Origin of the sequence: Delftia sp. WSY_10, from assembly GCF_043104705.1 — a bacterium.
Classification (GTDB): domain Bacteria; phylum Pseudomonadota; class Gammaproteobacteria; order Burkholderiales; family Burkholderiaceae_C; genus Comamonas; species Comamonas tsuruhatensis.
Window position 1 is genome coordinate 1 of the sequence record NZ_JBICKY010000008.1, and the last position, 20,377, is coordinate 20,377.

The following is a 20,377-nucleotide window of genomic DNA, read 5'->3' on the forward strand; positions in this document are numbered from 1 at the left end:
CAGCGCTTTCGCTACAGCGCCGAGCACCAGATGCTCGAATCCACGGTCACGCGCTACCACGACAGGCCCGAACCGAAGATCGCCGGATCGAACACGCAGCCAGAGCCTGCCGCCACCGTCCAGACCACGCGCTACCGCTACGACGCGCTGGGCCGGCGCATCGACAAGCACGATGCCTTCGGGCGCACCACCTTCCTCTACGACGGCGACCTGCTCGCCGGGGAAATCCGTGGCTCACGCCTGAGCGAATACCTCTACGAGCCCGACAGCTTCGTGCCCCTGGCCAAGCTGGAGTCGGAATGGAAGAGCGAGGAAAACCGCAACGCACAGGCAGAAGCGGGCCAATCCAGCTTTGCCACCTACTACTACCACTGCGACCAGATCGGCGCCCCCCAGGAGCTCACCGACGAAGCCGGCCGCATCGTCTGGGCCGCCAGCTACAAGGTCTGGGGCCAGACCCAGCAGCTGCAGTACCTGCGCACCGGCACGGACGATGCGGCGGTGTTCCCCCACGACCAGCGCCCGCTGGCCCTGGCCGCCCAGGGTGAGGTACAAAGCCTTGCGCTGGTGGAGCAACCGCTACGGTTCCAGGGACAGTACTTTGACGGCGAGACGGGGCTGCACTACAACCGGTTCAGGTACTACGATCCTGTGGTGGGAAGGTTTGTGCATCAGGATCCGATTGGGTTGGAGGGGGGTGATAATTTATTTTTGTATGCACCGAATACTAGTAATTGGAGCGATGCATTAGGACTAGCTCCCAAGAAGAGGTGCGGATGCCGCAGAGATCCATGCGATATTACAAGACACCGCGATCAACCATCACCACGTAGGCCCAAAGACTCGCATCATGTAGTTCAAGACGAATGGGCCAAAAGTCAAGGATACGCCAAATATAATTCAGGTGATGCGCCTTCTATTCTCTTAAATAGAAGTCCAAATCATGCCACAATCACCACGCGACAAAATGCCAGACGCGATGCTCGTGTTGCAGCAGGCAACGGGAAACGGTCAAGCACAATTCGAGAGGAATTTGAATATTCTTCAAAGGATCTTAAAGCTGCTGGAGTCTCGGAAAAATGCCGAAAGAGAGCACTAAAGAAGAGTTATCAGTATTTTGATGAAATTGGAGCATTTTGATTATGAATGATATTATTGAATCTATAAAAAATAGAGTATTAAATCAATATGACCGTGACCCACCCCTAGAAGAAAGAAATATTAATGATATATCCAAAATATTAAACCTGCCTGCAAATTACGTTGAGTGGATGCGCTGGGCCAACGGAGGAGAAGGGCAATTTGGTAGTCTATATTTATCATTTTGGCCAATAGATGAGCTGGAGATTCTAAATAATGATTTTTTGGTTAAAAAATATCTTGGGGATAAGGCCCTGTGTTTTGCCACTAATGGCGGCGGAGTAGGCTATATATTCAAACATCTTCCCAATGATTCTTCCGTCTGGGCTGTGCCTCTTGGTGATTTAGACTGGGCAAGTGCAAAAAAAATAGGTGATGATTTTCTCGATGCATTGCTCAATGCATTAAATCGAAGCGTCACCGAAGATTAGTCATTATGTAAAACTGTTCATATTCACAGCGGTGCATCTATTCGTAGGCAGCTGTGCTTTTCCGGAGGGTTAGACTTGTTTAATAGATCCGCCATACACATGGAACTTCAATACTTCCATAGAGTGGCGCGACAACTGGACAACAATCCACTGTATTTTTCAGTGGGCGCCGCGCATTGATCGCGATATGCATTCGAGCGCACCGCCCCGCGACATAACTGCGACATTCTCACCGGGGAAATCCGTGGCTCACGCCTGAGCGAATACCTCTACGAGCCCGACAGCTTCGTGCCCCTGGCCAAGCTGGAGTCGGAATGGAAGAGCGAAGAAAACCGCAACGCACAGGCAGAAGCGGACATAGCCAGCTTTGCCACCTACTACTACCACTGCGACCAGATCGGCGCCCCCCAGGAACTCACCGACGAAGCCGGCCGCATCGTCTGGGCCGCCAGCTACAAGGTCTGGGGCCAGACCCAGCAGCTGCAGCACCTGCGCACCGGCACGGACGATGCGGCGGTGTTCACCCACGACCAGCGCCCGCTGGCCCTGGCCGCCCAGGGTGAGGTACAAAGCCTTGCGCTGGTGGAGCAACCGCTACGGTTCCAGGGACAGTACTTTGACGGCGAGACGGGGCTGCACTACAACCGGTTCAGGTACTACGATCCTGTGGTGGGAAGGTTTGTGCATCAGGATCCGATTGGGTTGTTTGGTGGTGAAAATTTCTATTTATATGGGGTCAATCCAATTGAATGGATTGATCCTGCTGGTCTATCAACCCATCGAAATAGAATGGATCGGGTAGCAGGTAAATCTCCAGATCATCAAACACATCACAAAGTACCACAAGATATTTTTAACAAAAGACCTATTCTCAACTGCATAGACAGACACGCTTTAGAGAATCTTATCAATTTACCCAAGAAAACAGGGCAATTTGGAGGAAAGAAGGGAAAATGGTTTGGAAAATCCACCCACAATACTAATCACAATGACTATTCCGACGCCATATTATCTGCAATAGATAGAGAAATAGCATCATCGGGCGGATGTCCCAAGCAACTCTCAAAAAGAGTAAATGAAATGCAGGATTTCTTACACAAAGAGTTAAAAAAAAGGAACGCCAATAATGAAAAGTGAAGGATCTACATTCAAACTTTGAGACGATCTCTTGAAAAAAGGAGGATTCTAATGACGACCATAACTGACTTTCCGGCAGATGTGCAGGAGATTTTAATTTTCATGAGGGATAATAAATTTCTCAGCACTATATATAAAGGCAGTGATAAAAATACAGAGATTGTCACAAATATACATAGAGCCTTAGAAATATATACAGATCAGGATATCAAAAAACCCTATTATTTTTTACAAGATATATTTTCCTCCGCACAAAAGAAAATTGAAATCCCGCCTCCACCCAATTATTTGGAAAAATTTGCAATACATCGAGATTCGGAAAATTATTACGAAAAAATAATAAATAACAACAAACATCTTATTATGGAATTAGGTATAGATGACGATGACTATGAATTTCTAATGAATATATTTTATGAAGATTTGGTGTTTTGCGCAAAATCCAGATTATTCTCCGAGGAAAAAATAGATTTCTTTGAAAGAGTATTTAAAATATATAAGTCATCGGGATTTCCTTGTGGTTGGAAAGGCAGTAGCAATCCGAACAAAGGTAGTTTTGTGGTTTATTCCAAGAATTAGACTCTTGGCCAATTGAAAATTGATTCGCAAAAAACTGTTTTCAAACGATCATCACCCGTGAAATTTAATTTCATTTGGTTGAAATCACGGAAAACTAGATTTTGCAGAACTCCTCTCAAGAAGCCTGTGCGTACGTAGGCTACCGACAGCCACGACGCACTGGGCCGGCGAATCGACAAGCACGATGCCTTCGGGCGCCCCCCTCCTCTACGCCGGCGACCTGCTCGCCGGGGAAATCCGTGGCTCACGAAAGACCATGGATGCTTGAAGAGTATATGCAATCAGTGGAAGAGCTAAAGGATTTTGATTTTGATAAATATGTCGAAGACATGGCGTTATCTCATAAAGCCGTGAAACCAAAATTACCATCAACATAAGAAATATGATGAATACCGAAAGATTGCTATCCTTCCTAGGTCATACTTCGACAAGTGATGATTTTGAGTCATTTCTTCTCGAGAATGACATAAAAAAGATGCCAAAGGGAGATTCAACAACAAGAATAAAAACCAAAGACAAATTGATTTCCATGGAATTTGACCCCACAGATTCATACAAGGAAAAATATCTTTCCCCACCTATTGGGGATGGCTGGTTCACTTTTGAATCATTCGATATCAATAAAGGCTTTGAAAAAGAAAATCCATTCAACCTCGCTTTTGCAATGGACAAATCACAGGTTGAAGAAAAATTGGGAAAATCAGTCAGCAAGAATCAGGAAGACCTTGTCCAAGCGTATCAAAAGGACAACCACATAATTATTATATTCTATAAAAACAAGTGGAAAGGCATAGAAACCATAAGAATAAGAAAGATTAACAAATTCGACGCAAAGAATCTCAACCTTAAGTAGGATCTCATATTCTATGGATGGAAAAATTCTCGTTTCATTCATTGGGAAATCTCCCAATGATCCCTCTTTCGATGCTTGGCTTCAGGAGCATCGAATCTTTGAACGTCCTCATCTTGCAGAGCAAGACGAAGAATACGAAGAGGATACTGAAGCAGCATCGATAAATGCAAGAAATAGCGAGATTGAAGAAAACGAGAAGCATAGCATTGCGTTGATCTATGAAAATAAAGACAACTATGATCGAATCTTCAAAGATAACTCCATCCATACGGAAGGCGATTTTATTCTCAAACAGGTAGCGTTCTATGCTAAAGGAGTATCGAGCTATCGTGGTTTTCAGGGGACTCTACCTTTTGGCCTTGTTTTTTCAGATACCCAAACCTTAGTACATCAAAAACTAAGCAAACCCATTGCCTCCAGGTTTATTCATAACCTATCCGCCGATCTTTGGGCAATCCCAAATTGGCACATAAATATAAGCTACGTGCATCTCTCTGGAACCATTGCCATAATTCATATCCGCAGACCTAATATGCCGCCTGTGCTTATACCAGGGCCTCCACTTTGAATACGACGTGCGCGGCAACGTCACCCGCCGCACCCGTGGCAACCAAAAGACCGACACTCAGGAAGTGCTGGACCTGACCTGGAACGCAGACCACCAGCTCATCGAATCGAACACCACGCGCCACGGAGTCACCCAGGCCACCCGCTACGCCTACGACCCCACGGGCCGATGTGTCGCCAAAAGCGATGTCTTCTGCAGCACCCACTACCTGTGGGATGGCGACCTCATGGTGCACAGCCAACGCGGTGCAAGGCAGGCGCTCTATCTATATCTACGAGCCAAGCAGCTTTGTACCGCTGGCCACCATTCAGGGAGCGGGCGAGGAACACAGCACCTACTGGTACCAGTGCGACCAGATCGGCGCGCCACTGGATCACCGCCGAACATGGCCAAGGGGCCTGGGCCGCACCACGGCCTACTCTTGAGCTACTGGTCGTGGCATCTCACTGTGGGACTGAACATCTTAAGAATCAGAGCCGATTGCCTGACTTTCTTTTCTGCCACACGATTCCCTTTGCAAAAGGCAAATGTATTATTGAAGCCCATACAGTTGGATACATAGCCCCTACATTATGACAATCGATTACCCAGATATAAGCATTATTTTAATAAAATATCTATTTGGAGAAATATGTCTGAATGTTGAAACATCAGCAACGGTGCCAGAAAGCATAGAAGACCTGGCATGCACGGGATTTTCCAGAGAGGGAGATCCGCATGATCATGAATTATTCGAGAAATACTATTCCATAGTTAATAGAAACCAGGGAATCAACTTCAAGATATACACGCTCAAAGGGAAAATATGGGGCAGCGGCCTTGATTTCCATGGATTCAGGTTATCCACCATCCTTAAGATGATCAATAAGCCAGCCAACATGAGATTGTTCCTTGACAGCAAAAACTCCGATGGCGCACTCATCATTAATGATCTATGCGTTTGTAGATTTTCATACCACAAGGAAAACCCTCTAGCTCTTACATTTGAAACCAATGCCGCAATAATCGATGATATAAAAAACAGAAAAATCTCCACCAAGGCTGTTGAAAATGACTTCGCTGAAATATCTGCAGTACTGGCGAGAAGGAGTAACAGGAAGCTTAGAAAAATAAAACAAATATTGGTAGCCACGGGTCATATATTGAAATAATTACCACCAATAATCCTTCAATCTTTATTTAACATCCAGACATGGCAGCTGCCCACTCATATGAATACACCCCAAAATCTTCACACACTCAACCTGGAGACCGCAGAGAAATCCATCCGCTTGCTGGCGACCGCATTCTTTCACCAAGATCTGAAAACCCTTGAAGCCCACTTCGGCATCAGCCCACTGCAAGTGGATGAGGCTTTTGAAGCATTGGAAAATTATCTCGGCAAAGACGATTTCACCTCGCTTGCACCTCCTCCAATAGGTAGCCAGATCATTCTGGAAGAAGATGAAATTTGTGCCGACGATGAAAATTCTTCAATCAGGGTCTATCGATTGAATTACGGAGGCTGGGGCTACGAGATGGATGTTTTCATGCAAGACAAGAAGTGCGATCTGACCATGCGTGGCGAGCTGTCTGGAGATTTCGGCAAGAATCCGCACGGCGTCAAATTTCATCTGTTTGAAGTCATGTGATTTTTGTCCCGACCATGCACACCATACCCGAGCTTGCCAGCCCCCAATCATGGCAATCCACCCTGCCCTCCCGCCGCGCAGAGATTGCCCAAGCCATTCTGGAGGGGCTGCCGCGCGGCTTCGAGTTCGCCAAACCGCTCCTCTCTACAGAACCTGCTGAGGGCGCGGCATGGGAGGTTCCCTGCTTTTACGACGCGCAGCATGAGACCGCGCTGACCCTGGTGCTGGGCGGCGATTTCACCTACGGGGCAACGGCGCAGCGGATGGATAAGCTGCGCGGTTCGATTCCTGCGGAGGACTGGTCCTTGATTGCGCCGGTGGTCCATGCAGCGCAGGAGGCCGATCCCGTGCATGTGCCCGCATTTCTGATGGGCCGCTTTCCCACGTTCGAGTGGGTGATTGAAGAGCATGTGGAGCTGTGCGATGGGCTGGAGCGGCCTGATTTCTACAGCGAGGACGGGCCGTTTCCCGCCTATGTCACGCAAGAGGAAGCGCAGCGCTTTTTGGCCGCCACGGGCTATCGCCTGCCTTGGGACCATGAGTGGGAGTACGTTGCGAAGGCAGGCACGGAGCGGCTGTATGTGTGCGGGGACGCAGTTCCCCAGCGCGATCTGTCCGGTGATGTGTGCCTGACGCAGTTTGGCGATGGGCAGCTCAACCGCGCGGCCTCCAATCCCTGGGGAATGGCGGCGTTGGCCGTGGCCACGTTCACCCGGCTGCAGGCCAGCCCGCACGAGTGGCGCATCCGTGGCGGTGCGGCGGCGTTCTATCCGTTTCAGCATCCCATGCAGCAGGCCATGCTGCTGACGGAGCTTCAGCTGCCGCTGGCCAACATGCCCGGCCAGATGGCGGGTCTGCGTCTGTGCCTAGATGTGCCAGCCATATAAGGGCATATAGGGCCATATGGGCCATATGGGGGAAATCCGTGCACAGCCGTTGTTGTGGCGCTCCTGGCACAACAATGTTCTGGTGGCGTCATTTTTCGGCTTTAGGATGGCGGGCCATGCGCAATTCCCACTCCCTTTGGACGGCGGCAGCCCTGGGCCTGGCAGCCTGTCTCGGCACCAGCCCGGCCCATGCAGCCCGGCCCATGATCACGGATGATGCCCGCATCGTCGATGCCAAGTCCTGCCAGCTGGAAAGCTGGGTCAAGTCCAAGAAGGACAGCACGGAGTTCTGGGCCCAGCCGGCCTGCAATTTCACGGGCAATCTGGAGCTGACGCTGGGCGCGGCACGCACGCGAGAGGACGGCAGCAGCCGGACCACGGATGTGGTGATCCAGGGCAAGACCCTGTTCAAGGAACTGCAGCCCAATGGCTGGGGCTGGGGCCTGGCCGTGGGCAATGCCCGGCATCCGAATGACGAGGGCCAGGGCCGGGGAGACCTGTACGCCTATGTGCCCGTCACGTTCTCGCTGCGCGATGACCGGCTGTTCTTCCACACCAACGTGGGCTGGCTGCGCACGGCGCAGACGCATCGCAACCTCATGACCTGGGGCCTGGCCACCGAGGCCCAATTGAGCCAGAGCACCTGGCTGATTGCCGAGACATTCGGCCAGAACCAGGGCAAGCCCTTCTACCAGATGGGCCTGCGCTACTGGCTGGTTCCCAATCATGTGCAGGTCGATGCCACCTACGGCAACCGCGCGGGCAGCAGCACGCAGGAGCGGTGGTTTTCCATCGGCTTGCGGCTGCTGTCGTCACCGTTCCTGCCCTGAGCCCTGCCTGGTGGCTGGCGTCGCGCCCGTATGCCTGCAGGCCCGGACGCCATGGAAACCGGTGCCCCGCACCGGCCGGTGCGGGGCGGTGCGGGCCGTGCAGGACCGCAGTGCCTATTTGTTGGGCTTGGCTGCAGGGCCGGCCGGGATGGCGGCGACGCCATCAGGCTTGACGTAGGTGACCGAGGTCACGTAGTGCACGCCGTCGTATTTTTCTGCACCGTTCGGGCCGGTGCGCTCACCGCCGCTGCGCTCGTCGTGCGTGGCTTCGGCCACGTAGGTGCCCTTCCAGGGCATGTCGAACTGCACCAAGCCCTGCTCGTCGGCATGGGCTTCCTTGCTCCAGCCCGATTGCACGGTCAGCACGACCTTGGCCTTGGGCAGGGGCTGGCCCTTGTAGATGACCTTGAATTCGCCGGCCTTGCCCGAGGGCACCACATCCAGCGTCAGGCGCGGGGCCTGGGCGGCAAAGCCGGTGATCAGGCGCGCGGCCGGGTGGTACCAGTTGCGCAGTTCCTGCTCGCCCTTCTTGCTGGTGTACAGCGGGTAGCCGGCATCCTCGGCCACGATGCTGTCGCCCTGGCCGGCCTTGAAGGGCAGCGCAAAGCCGGTGCCGGTCTTGCGGCCATCGGCCGCCCTCTCGCCCTGGGCAGACACCAGGGTGGCCACGGGCTTGCCGAACTTGTCGAGCAGGCCCGGCGATGTCTCGCGCAGGTTGTCGCCGAATTCGCCAAAGCGGATCACGGCGGTTTCGCCGGCCGGCTGCTCCAGCCAGATCTGGTGGGCCTGGCTGGCGCCGCTGGCGGCCAGGAGTGCGGAGACAAGAATCCAGTGTTTCTTCATTGCAGCTTCCTCAAAGGACAAAAAAACAGCCATCGGCGCCATAACGGGCCGACGGCATGAACGTGTTGGGAGTGGGGTGCGGCCGCATGTCGCCGCATTGATTATTGAATGCGAATGGTTTGCATTCTATGCGCATTGCACACCGCCCCGGCGCAGTTCACCAGGTGGCTGCAATGGGGTCCGGCCCAGCGCTCAGGCGGCATCCTCGATGCGCACCGGCTCGCCCGTGAAGGCCAGCGCCTTGGCGGCCTGCTCCCAAGGGCTCCGGTCAGCCGCCCTGTCCGGGCGCAGCACAAAGCCCTCGCCTTCCGCATGCGTGGTGCTGTCGGCGGGCGGCAGCGGCAGGCCCATGCGCTCATGCGCCTGGGCGACCAGGGTGCGGGCGTAGATTTCAGCAGCCATGCTGCGCAGGCGCGGCTTGTAGACCTTGCCCACGTTGGTGGTGGGCAGCGCATCGATGATGCGCACATAGCGCGGGCGCGCAGGCGCTTCGTCCACGCCGGCTGCGGCAAAGGCCAGCAGTTCGGTCTCATCGGCCTGGGCGCCGGGCTGGAGCGCGACAAAGGCCACAGGCACCTCGCCCGCATAGGCATCGGGCGCGCCCACGGCGGCGCAGGCCTTGACGGCGGGATGGCGCTCCAGCGCCTGCTCTATCACCTGCGGATCGATGTTGTGGCCGCTGCGGATGATGACGTCCTTGGAACGCCCGCGCAGCCGCAGCAGGCCATCGTCGCCGACCGAGCCCAGGTCCCCTGTGATCAGCCAGCCGTCATCGGTGAGGTAGCTGGACGGCGCGATGCCGCCCAGGTACCCGGCAAACAGGTTGGGCGACTGGAACACCACCATGCCGGTTTCGCCGGGCGCGGCTTCCTGGTCCGATGGCCTGCCGTCCGGCCCCATGCGGCGCACGGCCAGGCGCGCAAACGGCAGGCGCAGGCCCACATGGCCCGCCGCCGCGTGCAGGCCGGGCGGCGTGATGGTGGAGATGCCCGTCATCTCGGTCATGCCCAGGCTCTCGTGCACATGGAAACCGCTGTGCGCCTTGAAGCGCGCCGCCACCTCGGGCGACAGCGGCGCGGCGCCCGTGCGGAAGTAGCGGATGGAGGACACATCGGCCCCCTGCAGCGGCACCTCCACCAGCGCGGCCAGCACCGTGGGCACGGCCGACATCAGCGTGGGCTTCCACTGTGCCGCCATGCGCCAGAAGCCGGCAATCACGGCCTTGTTGCGAAACAGCCCCGTGGTCGGAATGATGACGTGGGCCCCGGCCGAGAAGCAGGCCAGCGAGCCCGGCAGCACGCCCGCCACATGGAACAGCGGGTAGCCGTTGATGGTGCGGTCGGCCGTGTTCAGGCCCTGCATCTGCACGCTGGCCCAGGCGGTGTAGACCTGGGCGCCATGCGTCTGCACGGCGATCTTGGGCGCACCCGTGGTGCCCCCGGTATGAAAGTAGGCCGCCACGTCGCCGGCCTGGGGCTGGCGCCCGCTCACCAGCCGGTCGGATGGCTGGGCGGCCAGGGCGGCGTTCAGATCGCTGGCGGGCCAGCGCTGTCCATCCCCCTGGGGAACCCGGCCTTCATGCGAGACCCAGAGCACATGCGCCAGATCCGCATCCAGCGCCGTGGCTTTCTCGCGGATGCCGGCATCGTCCTCGTCCGCCCAGGCGATCAGAAAGCGCGCGCCCGTGGTCCGCATCAGGGCAGAGATCTTCTCGGCACTCAGCAAAGGATTGATGGGCTGCACGATGCCCGCCGCCTCGCCGCCCCACAGCGCAAAGTGGTACTCCATGCAGCCGGGCAGCAGGATGGCCACCGTGTCGCTGGCGCCCATGCCCAGCGCATGCAGGGCGTTGGCCGTCTGGTGGATCTTGCCCAGCAGTTCGGCATAGCTCAGGTGCAGGGCGTCATGAACGCTGCCGGCCTGGGGCAGAAAGCTCAGCGCCCTGCCCTGGCCGTGCTCACGCGCGGAGTTGCAAAACAGGTCGTAGACCGTTTGCGCCGTGATCAGCCCGGCCATGGGCTGGCTTTCGATGGCCTCCACATCGGCCAGGGAACGCACGGCCCGCAGGGGCCGGAACATGGATTGCGCAGGAATAGGACTCATGGCCATGCGCTCACTCCGCGCCCAGGCCGTTGGTACGCACCACCTCGCCCCAGCGCGTGTAGTCGCTGCGGATCAGGCCTTCGGTGTCCTGGGGGTTGAGGTAGGCGGCCGTCACGCCGATCTTCTCGAAACGGTCGCGCACCTCGTCGGTGGCCAGCAGCTGGCGCGAGGTGGCGCTGAGCTTGTCGATGATGGCGCGCGGCGTGTCCCTGGGTGCCACCAGGCCGCCCCAGGACGACGCCTCATAGCCGCCAAAGCCCTGCTCGGCCATGGTCTGCACGCCGTCCAGCGCCTTCACGCGCTGCGGCGTGCCCACCGCCAGTGCCCTCAGCCGCCCGCTGCGGATATGGGGCAGCGCAGACACCATGTCCGCATAGATCACCGGCACCACGCCGCCCAGCGTGTCGTTCATGGCGGGCGCGCTGCCCTTGTAGGCCACGTGCTGCATGGTGTGCAGCCTGGCGGATTTCATCAGCTCCATGCTCAGGTGGCCCGAGCTGCCCGCGCCGGAGCTGGTGTAGTCCAGCGTGGCGGGCTGCGCCTTGGCGTACTGGAACAGCGATTTGAGATCCGTCACCTTGGGCAAGGACTGCGCATTGACCGCAATCACATTGGGCAAGTCATAGATCTTGGTGACCGGGGCGAAATCCGTGGCCGGGTGGAACTTGACGTTCTTGAAGAAATGCGGCGCCATGATGGTGGGCGTGACCATCATCATCAGCGTATAGCCGTCAGGCGCTGCCGTACGGAACTGGCCTGCCGCCACCGCGCCCGATGCGCCGGGCTTGTTCTCTATCACCACGGGCTGGCCCAGCTGGCGCGCCAGCGCCTCGGCGTAGACGCGCGCCGCACCATCGGTGGGTCCGCCCGGCGGGAAGGGAACGACCAGGCGAATCGGCCTGTCGGGCCAGGCACCGGTATCGGTATTGGCCTGCGCCGCGCCACACAGCGATGCGATCGCAGCCACGCCGATGGCGCCCAGCGCCATGCCCTTGGCCAGCGCCTGTCTTTTTGTGATGCCTGCCATCTTGTCTCCTTGAATGTTTATGTGTTCTGGCTGGCCCATTCTGCCCAGCGCACCCTCTTTGACAATGGTGGCGGCGGTTGACATCATGTCAAACAATATTGACACCCCCCTTGGACTGCAGCGCATGGATCTCCTGGCATTCAACATCCTTGTCCAGATCATCGAACACGGAAACCTGAGCCAGGCGGCAAAGTTCTTGAACATGTCGCGGGCCAACGTGAGCTACCACCTGGCCCGGCTGGAGAAGTCCCTTGGCGCATCGCTGCTGCGCAGAACGCCCCAGGGCGTGGAGGCCACCGAGGTCGGCCAGCGCATCTACCGCCATGCACGCAACATCCTCAACGAGACCGAACTGGTGCGCGAGCTGGCCCAAAGCAGCACGGACGACATCTCGGGAAAGATCGGGCTGAGCGTGCCCACCGGCTACGGCCATCTGGTCATGGCGCCGTGGCTGATCGAGTTCAAGCGCGCCCATCCGCAGGTGGTGCTGGACATCCGCCTGGAAAACTTCATAGACAACCTGCTCAAGGACAGCGTGGACATCGCGATCCGCGTCATGTCCGACCCGCCGCCCATGCTGGTGGCGCGCGACATGGGGCCGGTGCGCTACAGCCTGTGCGCCTCCAGCGACTGGCTGCGCAGCCACAGCCTGCCGGAGACCCCGTCCGAGCTGTCGCGCACGCCGCTCATCACATCGGGCGGCGAAAGCGGCAAGGTGCGCCTGCAGATTGCGCGGAACGGCCAGCCGCTGGAGGAGCTGGACATCACGCCCACGCTGATGTCGCGCAGCTACCCTTTCCTGTGCGACTGCATCACCGGTGGCCTGGGCGTGGGGCTGGTGCCCGACTACATGGTGCGCCGCCAGGTGGAAGATGGCCGCATCGTGCTGGCCATGCAGGACTACGAATTCAGCATCAACCAGGGCCGCATGTTCATGCTGTACATGCCCAACCGCTTCCAGTCCGGCGCCGCCCGGGCCTTGATCGACTTTCTGAGCGACAGGATGGGCCTTGCGCGCATCATCCGGCCGGGTGACTTGCCCGACGGCACAGGCGTTGCGACCGCCGGAATGACGCTGGAACAAAGTTTGTAGACGACTGGTCGGTTTTTGCGTTAGACTTCGATCCCATGAAGAAGCCCGCACAGGAAACACGCCAGCACATCCTTGATGTGGCCAAGGCGTTGATGACCCAGAAAGGCTACACGGCCGTCGGCCTGGCCGAGGTCGTCGCGGCCGCGGGCGTGCCCAAGGGCTCCTTCTACTACTACTTCAAGTCCAAGGAAGAGTTCGGCCAGGCCCTGCTGCAGGAGTACTTCGACGAGTACCTGGCCAAGATCGATGCGCTCATGGAGACGCCCGATCCGGCCATCTCCAGGCTGATGACCTACTTCCGCCATTGGACACAGAAACAATGCTCGGCCCATGCAGGAGGCCAGTGCCTCGTGGTCAAGCTGGGTCCCGAGGTCTGCGACCTGTCCGACGACATGCGCTCGGTGCTGCGCACCGGCACCGACGCCATCATCACCCGCCTGACCGACTGCGTGCGCGCAGGCCAGGCCGACGGCTCCATCACCTCCACCATGGATGCCCCCACGCTGGCCGAATCGCTGTACCAGCTGTGGCTGGGTGCCTCCCTGCTGTCCAAGCTGGGCCGGCATGAGGAGCCCTTTGCCGCAGCCCTTGTTTCCACGAAGCGGCTGCTGGGCTGAGCAGGCCTGGCCGCCGCTTTTTATTTGTCTTTTTTGTAGACGACTGGTCAACTTTAAAACCTACACCTCTTACTTATCCCACTTCTTTTTTGTTCAACCACCACTACTGCACACCATGACCGACCACAGCCTTCACACCGATCTGTTCTCCCCCACCCAACTGGGCGGCCTGTCGCTCGCCAACCGCTTCGTCATGGCCCCGCTGACCCGCAGCCGCGCCGGTGACGACGGCGTGCCCACCGAACTGCACGCCACCTACTACGCCCAGCGTGCCAGCGCAGGCCTGTTGATCAGCGAAGCCGTCAACATCTCGGCCCAGGGCCGCGGCTACAACCTGACCCCCGGCATCTGGACCGAGGAACAGGTCGCCGGCTGGAAGAAGGTCACCGACGCCGTACATGCGGCCGGCGGCAAGATCGTGGCCCAGCTGTGGCACGTGGGCCGCTACTCGCACGTGGACCTGCAGCCCGGTGGCGTGGCCCCTGTCGCCCCCTCTGCCATCAAGGCCGAAGGCGTCACCTTCACGCCCAACGGCGTAGCCGAGGTGTCCATGCCCCGCGCCCTGGAAACCAGCGAAATCCCCGGCATCGTCGAGCAATACCGCCATGCGGCCGAATGCGCCAAGCGTGCAGGCTTTGACGGCGTGGAAGTGCACTCGGCCAACGGCTACCTGCTCGACCAGTTCCTGCGCGACTCCACCAACCACCGCAGCGACGCCTACGGCGGCAGCATCGAAAACCGCGCCCGCCTGACGCTGGAAGTCACCGACACCGTGGCCAAGGTCTGGGGCGCCGACCGCGTGGGCATCCGCCTGTCGCCCGTCACGCCCAACGCCGGCAACACGCCGCTGGACAGCGACGTGATGGCCCTCTACGGCTACCTCATCCCCCAGCTCAACCGCTTCGGCCTGGCCTACCTGCACGTCGTGGAAGGCGCCACCGGCGGCTCGCGCGAACTGCCGCCCGGCGTGGACCTGGACGCGCTGCGCAAGCTCTTTGACGGCGCCTACATGGGCAACAACGGCTATGACCTGGAACTGGCCATGGACCGCCGCGCCAAGGGCCTTATCGACACCGTGGCCATCGGCCGCCCCTTCATCGCCAACCCCGATCTGGTGGCCCGCCTGCGCCACGGCAAGGAACTGGCCGTGGCCCCGCACGAGGCCTACTACGGCGGCGGCGCCCAGGGCTACATCGACTGGCCTGCATTGGCGTAACTCCCCCTGAGCGGCTTACGCCGCTTCCCCCGTTGCACGGCGCCCTCTCTCGCTTCGCGGGAGGGGGCGTCCGGGCAGCCGGCGACACCCTCGGTGCCGGGCGGCGCTGCCGGCGTAGGCCCTTCCTCGGTGTCCCTTGCCTTGGGCTGCACCAGTTTTATGCGCCACGCCATCTACGGCACACTGGCTGATCCGTGTCCCCATCGAAAGACCAAGCCATGCAACTGCTGATCGTGGGCGCCACGGGGCTGGTGGGCAGCCAGGTGCTGCAACAGGCCCTGGCCGACAGCCGCATCACCCGTGTCGTGGCCCCGGTACGCCGGGCGCTGCCGGCGCATCCCAGGCTGCTCGCCCCCATCGTCGATTTCGAGCACCTGCCCGAAGGCGCCGACTGGTGGCGGGCCGATGCCCTGGTCTGCACCCTGGGCACCACCATCAAGAAAGCCGGCAGCCAGCCGGCTTTTCAGCGCGTGGACCATGACTACCCGCTGCTGGCCGCACAGCTGGCGCGGCGCCACGGCACGCCCACCTATGTGCTGAACTCGGCCATGGGCGCCGACGCCGGCTCGCGCATCTTCTACAACCGCGTCAAGGGCGAACTCGAGCGTGACCTGCAGGCGCAAGGCTTTGCCTCCCTCACCTTCGTGCGCCCCGGCCTGATCAGCGGCCCGCGCACCGAGCACCGGGCGGGCGAGCGCGCCATGGTCGGCGTTCTTGGCGCCCTGGGCCCGCTGCTGCCCCGGCGCTGGCGGCTCAACCCCGCACACCGCATCGCCCATGCCTTGATAGAGGCAGCTGTCAACGCAAGGCCCGGTGTCCATATCGTGGGTTCCGAGGCGCTGGCCGAATGAGCCCGGCGCCTGCACGCGCAAAAACAGAACCCTTCAGGAACCATTGCATGAACCCGCATATTGCCCCGGTCGATCTCGCCAAGTCCTACCGACTGATCAACCACGGCCCCACCGTCCTGGTCTCGGCACGCCACGGCGGCGTGGACAACGTCATGGCCGCAGCCTGGTGCTGCGCGCTGGACTTTGCGCCCCCGAAGCTCACCGTGGTGCTGGACAAGGCCACGGCCACGCGCGCCCTGGTCGAGCACAGCGGCATGTTCGTGATCCAGGTGCCTACGGCCGCCCAGTTGCAGCTCACGCACCAGGTCGGCACGCTCAGCCTGTCCACCGATGCCGGCAAGCTCGCCACCAGCGGCGTTCAGCTGTTCGGCATGGACGGGTTCGACCTGCCCTTCGTGGACGGCTGCGCCGGCTGGCTGGCCTGCAGGCTGATCCCCGAGCCCCACAACCAGCAGGCCTACGACCTGTTCATCGGCGAGATCGTGGGCGCCTGGTCCGACACCCGCGTGTTCCGCAACGGCCACTGGCACTTCGAGAGCGCCGACCCCGCGCTGCGCAGCCTGCACTACGTGGCGGGTGGGCAGTTCTATGCGATTGGGCAGGCGTTGAGGGTGCAGGAAAGCAAAGAATAGTTTCTTTTTCCATTTCAGAAATCTGGCAGTACTTCTACTGCAATGCTTGCTGCGTCCTGAAGATCAATACCGCATCTGCGGTATATTTTCGCTGGGACAAACAATCCATTATTCCTTCCCGTGGGTGTTATTTTTCACATCAACTGAAGGGAATCAAAATGGAATGGAACTCAACAAGAAACCAGTGGATGCGTCAGCTTGTCTTTTCCTTGATCGCGTGTCCCATCGCGGTCTTGATGACAGGGTGCAGTGGTGCAGAGGAAGTCTTGGATGCCATCGCAGTCGCCACAGGAGATGGTGGCAAGCGTGTCAAGCTCACCGGTCCTATCATGGGCGATCAGCGCATGATCTGCATTGATAGTCCACCAAGCGTGGCACCGGCCGAATTGCAAAGAGAAATTGACAAATACCTGTTCAAGTCCATCCGTTGGGATAGTGGCACACCCGACAAGAAAACGACTGTCAACAAGGAAATCGAGGACAACCGGTCATGCAGCTATCGGATATCACCTTACGAAACCATTTCCTGGGACCAGTTCGTTTCTGACGCCATCAATCAGCAATTGGCAGATTGGGGGAATTTCAGCGCAAATACAAATATGGCAGGCCAAAAATATATCGATGTCTGCATGAAAGACAATGAATGCGAGGATGGAGATATTCTAGCCATCACATTGAATGAAAGGGAAGTTGCTCGTTCCGAACTTTTCAACCAGCCAAGTTGTTTTGAGGTGCCCGTCAGCTCAGGAGTCAGCTATCTTGGCATACGGGCCATCAATGGCAGCGGCAACAAGGGAGCGTGCTCCTATGCGGATCGAAATACAGGGGAAGTGACGGTAAGCGGGGCCACAGGCGCGGGACGCACGCAGCTCTATAGCGTGCGTGGCGGCCAGGGCTCCTATGGATCACTCACCATCGTCAATTAGTTTTCGCATCCTGGAAGAGGATATGACCGCATATTGACCAGCTCAATAAAAAATTCGTTCGATGAACTCCTGGGTGCTGCAACAGTCCTGCGGGCTTTGATGTTTACAAAGGGCCAATCGCAAAATAAAGCGAATAGTGCCTGCAGCTCCTGAAAACTCCGCTCAAAAAATATTTCATCCCAGAGCCGGTGCCGAAGCCATCCCGCAAATGCGGTATGGCCTTGCGCACCATGGCTGGGAAGACTGCTGTCTAGGCGGATGAGGGAAACCATCGAATCCTTGCGCCGCCCATTCCCAATCGTTTGAAAGGCAGATACCCAATGACCAAGCAGACCCCCAAATTGCGCCCCACCCTCATCGCCGGTGCCGTGCTCGCGCTTACGGCTTGCGGAGGTGGCAGTGGCGGTGGCGGAGACAACGAAGTGACGCCACCGGTTGCACCACCAGCACAAACGACCCAGGAGTTGGTGCAGAAGTACATGGATGCCAGACAAGCGCTGACCGCCACCCAGTTGCCCGCCAAAGGCACCGAGCGCTTTGCGCACCTCGACGACTGCTACCTGGGCAACGGCAGCAGCAAGGAGCGCCTGATCACCCATTGGGATGAAAACCAGACCCAGGTCCAGACCTCCAATGCCTACCAGATTGGGCGGAGCTTCGAAAATCTGCAAATCCTGGCAGAGCGCAAAGCCACCAATGCCGACGGATCCGCACGGCATGAGGTGGATATCAGCTACGACGAAAAATTCACGGACGGGACCAGCACAAGGGACCAGCGCGAAACGCTGATCGCAGGAAGCAGCAGCGGCACCTGCGCCACTCCCCGCAATGCAGCCGAGATGCGCAGCCTGGGCAATCAGCGCGTGGTAAGCGTGGGACTGGTGTCGCGCAACCGCGCCAATGTGGTACGCCAGCTGTCCGACGGCGAACCGTCCGCCAGTCCATTCCACTTGCGGCGCGAGGTGCAGTTTGGCATTTCCGATCCTGCTCGGCTGGCAACTTACGCCATTGTCAGTTGGCCGTCGGCGCAGGCAGGCGGCGCGCGCAACTCGCTCAAGCTGCTGTCGCCACGCATCATGCGCGATGCACCCGAAATGCAAGGCGTGCGGGGCAACGCCAGCTATGCGGACACCAACAACTTCCGGCAGTGTCGATCGAACGCCAGCAACGACGTGGCCAACGCCGGCACGGCAGATTGCACCAACGCGCAACTGGGTGTGGCCAACGACTCGTGGGGCTCCACCGTGCGCAGCGGGTTCGATGCTGCCGCCATGGCAGACGGTGACAACCGTTTCGCAGCGCTGGGCCTGGCAGCGGGAACCGAGGTGCGCTTCGATATCCATGCCGACGATGGCTGGAAAGCCGTCAACGGACAGCAAGGCAAAACACCCATCGCCACCTATCAGGTCACGCTGAAGAGCGGGTCTTATGCGTTTGCGCAGATACCTGTCAATGCCTATCCCCAGTTCAACACCATCTCGCCCTCAGAGGGCGAGATCGTGGCCGGCTTCAAGGCCGGCGGCGGCAGCGCGCAGGTTGTCTGGTCGGCTGCGCAACCGCCAGCGGGCAGCATGCCCATGGCACTTTCAGTACTCAGTTCCTATCGGCAGGGCGCTGCGGCGGGGTCTGCCTCCGGCCTGCCCACGGTACGCACTCCCAACCTGACCGTCCCTGTGCCCAAAGGAGCCACCTCGGCCACCATACCTTTTGGAGGCAAGCCGGACGGTGCATCGGCCACGAACTATGCCGAGTTCCTCCTCATCTACGCCGACCGCAACGGCAGGGAGATGTACTACAACCTGCAATACACCCCCTGAAGCAAGGGCTGCGTGACCAGCGCCCAATCCATCGCCCAGCCCGCAAGGCGCTGCGCGATGGGCAGGGACTGTTCACACCATTCCCCACCCCTGCAGCAGTTGCACCAATTCCACCTGCCGATGGCAGCCTGTCTTGCGCATCAGGTTCTTCATGTGGGTGCGCGCCGTATGCCAACTGCATCCTTCCATCAAGGCATAGTCCTTCACGGTCTTTCCGCCTGCCAGAAGCAACAGAAGGCGGGTTTCGCTGGGTGACAGGCCCAGCATCTCGCCCACCAGGCCTTGATTCTGCAAAACCATGGAGCCGGGCAACGTCAGAAAGATCAGGGCCAGGGGCTGTTGCCACGGCGCAGCAAACGCATGGTTGGCCGCCAGAGGCAACGCGGTCAGCCTGAGCCGGGACTGGCTGGGCCGGCTGCCTTGGAGCTCCAAGGCAGCCGCCTTTGCGGGATTGGCGCAAGCGGCGGAGACCAAGCTCTGCAAGCGTGCATGCGCCTCGCCCGATGTGCATCGCAGCCCGCCGTGCACACATTGCAACGTGCCGAATGTTGCGAGCAGGCGCTCTGCCGCCGGATTGGAATGCTGCAGCCGGCACCGAGCATCCACGACGAGCAGTGCCTGCGCCAGCGCATCCAGTGCCGCGAGTCCCAATGCTGCCTGGCCGCATAGCTGGCCCATGCGCGCGCGCAAGCGGCCGGCCCGCTCGATGTGCGGCATCAAATGCTCTAGGAATGCCTTGTCCTGTGCACCATAGACGCCGGCATCCCTGGGGCGCATGAAACTGATGAAATCACGCGCATTGCCTTCCACGCGAACGGCGGCAGCGGCGGTATGCCGCAGTCCCAGCGGAACCAGCCAATCCGTATAGACGCTGTTCTGTGACGCCTGCCTGGCACTGATGTGCTCATGGTCCAGCATGACCTGGGCCACGGGCAGCCGCTGCACGGTTGCCATCCGCAGGTCGTTGTGCGCGTGGTGTGTCTCGTACTCATGCATCAAGCCGTGATGCAGACCGAAGCTTTCCAGATTGCTTGCGCTTTGCGGAACGGCTGCCTCGCCAGCATTCAGCGTGAAATAGTGAAAGACGCCCGCCTGCAATTGCGCGCACATTCCCGCGAGCGCCTCGCTCCAGGTCTGGGGAGCGAGCACCCCCTCATACAGCTGACCGGCGATGGCATCAATGCGTTGTTGCACGG

21 protein-coding genes and 2 pseudogenes are annotated in these 20,377 nt (G+C 58.9%); 19 read left to right on the forward strand and 4 right to left on the reverse strand.

The features are described 5' to 3' along the window. From ACF8ML_RS01975 to ACF8ML_RS02030, 12 genes and pseudogenes are all read left to right on the forward strand, one after another. Positions 1-1,140: RHS repeat-associated core domain-containing protein (locus tag ACF8ML_RS01975; protein ID WP_392406078.1), on the forward strand; the 1,140-nt coding region annotated here is incomplete at its 5' end. Between the two features lie 2 nt (positions 1,141-1,142). After that, positions 1,143-1,571 (forward strand): SMI1/KNR4 family protein, encoded by a 429-nt coding sequence (locus tag ACF8ML_RS01980; RefSeq protein ID WP_152683584.1) that lies wholly within the window; start codon positions 1,143-1,145, stop codon positions 1,569-1,571. A gap of 381 nt (positions 1,572-1,952) precedes the next feature. Continuing rightward, a pseudogene (locus ACF8ML_RS01985) lies at positions 1,953-2,345 on the forward strand (RHS repeat-associated core domain-containing protein); the annotation flags it as partial. A gap of 18 nt (positions 2,346-2,363) precedes the next feature. After that, a pseudogene (locus ACF8ML_RS01990) lies at positions 2,364-2,708 on the forward strand (AHH domain-containing protein); the annotation flags it as partial. Positions 2,709-2,759: 51 nt separating this feature from the next. Continuing rightward, the gene (locus tag ACF8ML_RS01995) at positions 2,760-3,287 is read left to right on the forward strand and encodes a hypothetical protein (protein WP_156136076.1); all 528 of its coding nucleotides are present in this window, start codon (positions 2,760-2,762) and stop codon (positions 3,285-3,287) included. A gap of 385 nt (positions 3,288-3,672) precedes the next feature. After that, positions 3,673-4,140, forward strand: coding sequence for a hypothetical protein (locus ACF8ML_RS02000; RefSeq protein WP_139093507.1), 468 nt, complete (start codon positions 3,673-3,675; stop codon positions 4,138-4,140). Between the two features lie 13 nt (positions 4,141-4,153). Next, the gene (locus ACF8ML_RS02005; RefSeq protein WP_392406081.1) at positions 4,154-4,708 is read left to right on the forward strand and encodes a hypothetical protein; all 555 of its coding nucleotides are present in this window, start codon (positions 4,154-4,156) and stop codon (positions 4,706-4,708) included. Between the two features lie 64 nt (positions 4,709-4,772). Then, the gene (locus tag ACF8ML_RS02010; RefSeq protein ID WP_334313820.1) at positions 4,773-5,270 is read left to right on the forward strand and encodes a hypothetical protein; all 498 of its coding nucleotides are present in this window, start codon (positions 4,773-4,775) and stop codon (positions 5,268-5,270) included. A gap of 10 nt (positions 5,271-5,280) precedes the next feature. Then, positions 5,281-5,859, forward strand: a complete 579-nt coding sequence (locus ACF8ML_RS02015; protein WP_392406083.1) for a hypothetical protein — start codon at positions 5,281-5,283, stop codon at positions 5,857-5,859. A gap of 60 nt (positions 5,860-5,919) precedes the next feature. Continuing rightward, a complete protein-coding gene (locus ACF8ML_RS02020) occupies positions 5,920-6,339 on the forward strand; it encodes a hypothetical protein (RefSeq protein WP_272206918.1) in 420 nt (139 codons plus the stop codon). A gap of 14 nt (positions 6,340-6,353) precedes the next feature. Further along, entirely contained in the window at positions 6,354-7,226 is an 873-nt protein-coding gene (locus ACF8ML_RS02025; protein WP_313282162.1) for a hypothetical protein, read from the forward strand. Between the two features lie 116 nt (positions 7,227-7,342). Continuing rightward, positions 7,343-8,056 (forward strand): hypothetical protein, encoded by a 714-nt coding sequence (locus ACF8ML_RS02030; RefSeq protein WP_047327284.1) that lies wholly within the window; start codon positions 7,343-7,345, stop codon positions 8,054-8,056. Positions 8,057-8,170: 114 nt separating this feature from the next. Here the strand turns inward: ACF8ML_RS02030 and ACF8ML_RS02035 are convergent, their stop codons facing one another. From ACF8ML_RS02035 to ACF8ML_RS02045, 3 genes are all read right to left on the reverse strand, one after another. Continuing rightward, positions 8,171-8,899, reverse strand: a complete 729-nt coding sequence (locus ACF8ML_RS02035; RefSeq protein WP_046987806.1) for a DUF4198 domain-containing protein — start codon at positions 8,897-8,899, stop codon at positions 8,171-8,173. 192 nt (positions 8,900-9,091) lie between these two features. Further along, on the reverse strand, positions 9,092-11,008 hold the full coding sequence (locus tag ACF8ML_RS02040; RefSeq protein ID WP_047327285.1) for an AMP-binding protein: 1,917 nt from the start codon (positions 11,006-11,008) through the stop codon (positions 9,092-9,094). A gap of 4 nt (positions 11,009-11,012) precedes the next feature. Next, the gene (locus ACF8ML_RS02045) at positions 11,013-12,029 is read right to left on the reverse strand and encodes a tripartite tricarboxylate transporter substrate binding protein (RefSeq protein ID WP_047327286.1); all 1,017 of its coding nucleotides are present in this window, start codon (positions 12,027-12,029) and stop codon (positions 11,013-11,015) included. A 124-nt stretch (positions 12,030-12,153) separates the two neighbouring features. Between ACF8ML_RS02045 and ACF8ML_RS02050 the strand changes: the two genes are divergently transcribed. The 7 genes from ACF8ML_RS02050 to ACF8ML_RS02080 all read left to right on the forward strand — a co-directional run bounded on the left by ACF8ML_RS02050 (position 12,154) and on the right by ACF8ML_RS02080 (position 19,181). Next, a complete protein-coding gene (locus tag ACF8ML_RS02050; protein ID WP_392406086.1) occupies positions 12,154-13,122 on the forward strand; it encodes a LysR family transcriptional regulator in 969 nt (322 codons plus the stop codon). Between the two features lie 35 nt (positions 13,123-13,157). Beyond that, on the forward strand, positions 13,158-13,739 hold the full coding sequence (locus tag ACF8ML_RS02055) for a TetR/AcrR family transcriptional regulator (RefSeq protein ID WP_016447017.1): 582 nt from the start codon (positions 13,158-13,160) through the stop codon (positions 13,737-13,739). A gap of 115 nt (positions 13,740-13,854) precedes the next feature. Continuing rightward, positions 13,855-14,955, forward strand: coding sequence for an alkene reductase (locus ACF8ML_RS02060; protein ID WP_047327287.1), 1,101 nt, complete (start codon positions 13,855-13,857; stop codon positions 14,953-14,955). A gap of 218 nt (positions 14,956-15,173) precedes the next feature. Further along, positions 15,174-15,806 carry an NAD-dependent dehydratase gene (locus ACF8ML_RS02065; protein ID WP_047219793.1) on the forward strand — a complete coding sequence of 211 codons (633 nt, stop codon included), beginning with the start codon at positions 15,174-15,176 and terminating at the stop codon, positions 15,804-15,806. 47 nt (positions 15,807-15,853) lie between these two features. Next, positions 15,854-16,438 (forward strand): flavin reductase family protein, encoded by a 585-nt coding sequence (locus tag ACF8ML_RS02070; protein WP_047327288.1) that lies wholly within the window; start codon positions 15,854-15,856, stop codon positions 16,436-16,438. Positions 16,439-16,596: 158 nt separating this feature from the next. Beyond that, a complete protein-coding gene (locus tag ACF8ML_RS02075) occupies positions 16,597-17,364 on the forward strand; it encodes a hypothetical protein (RefSeq protein WP_392406090.1) in 768 nt (255 codons plus the stop codon). Positions 17,365-17,684: 320 nt separating this feature from the next. After that, positions 17,685-19,181: a hypothetical protein gene (locus ACF8ML_RS02080; protein ID WP_392406091.1), complete on the forward strand. Its 1,497-nt coding sequence runs from the start codon at positions 17,685-17,687 to the stop codon at positions 19,179-19,181. 72 nt (positions 19,182-19,253) lie between these two features. Here the strand turns inward: ACF8ML_RS02080 and ACF8ML_RS02085 are convergent, their stop codons facing one another. After that, a complete protein-coding gene (locus tag ACF8ML_RS02085) occupies positions 19,254-20,375 on the reverse strand; it encodes a helix-turn-helix transcriptional regulator (RefSeq protein WP_392419652.1) in 1,122 nt (373 codons plus the stop codon). Positions 20,376-20,377 lie beyond the last annotated feature (2 nt).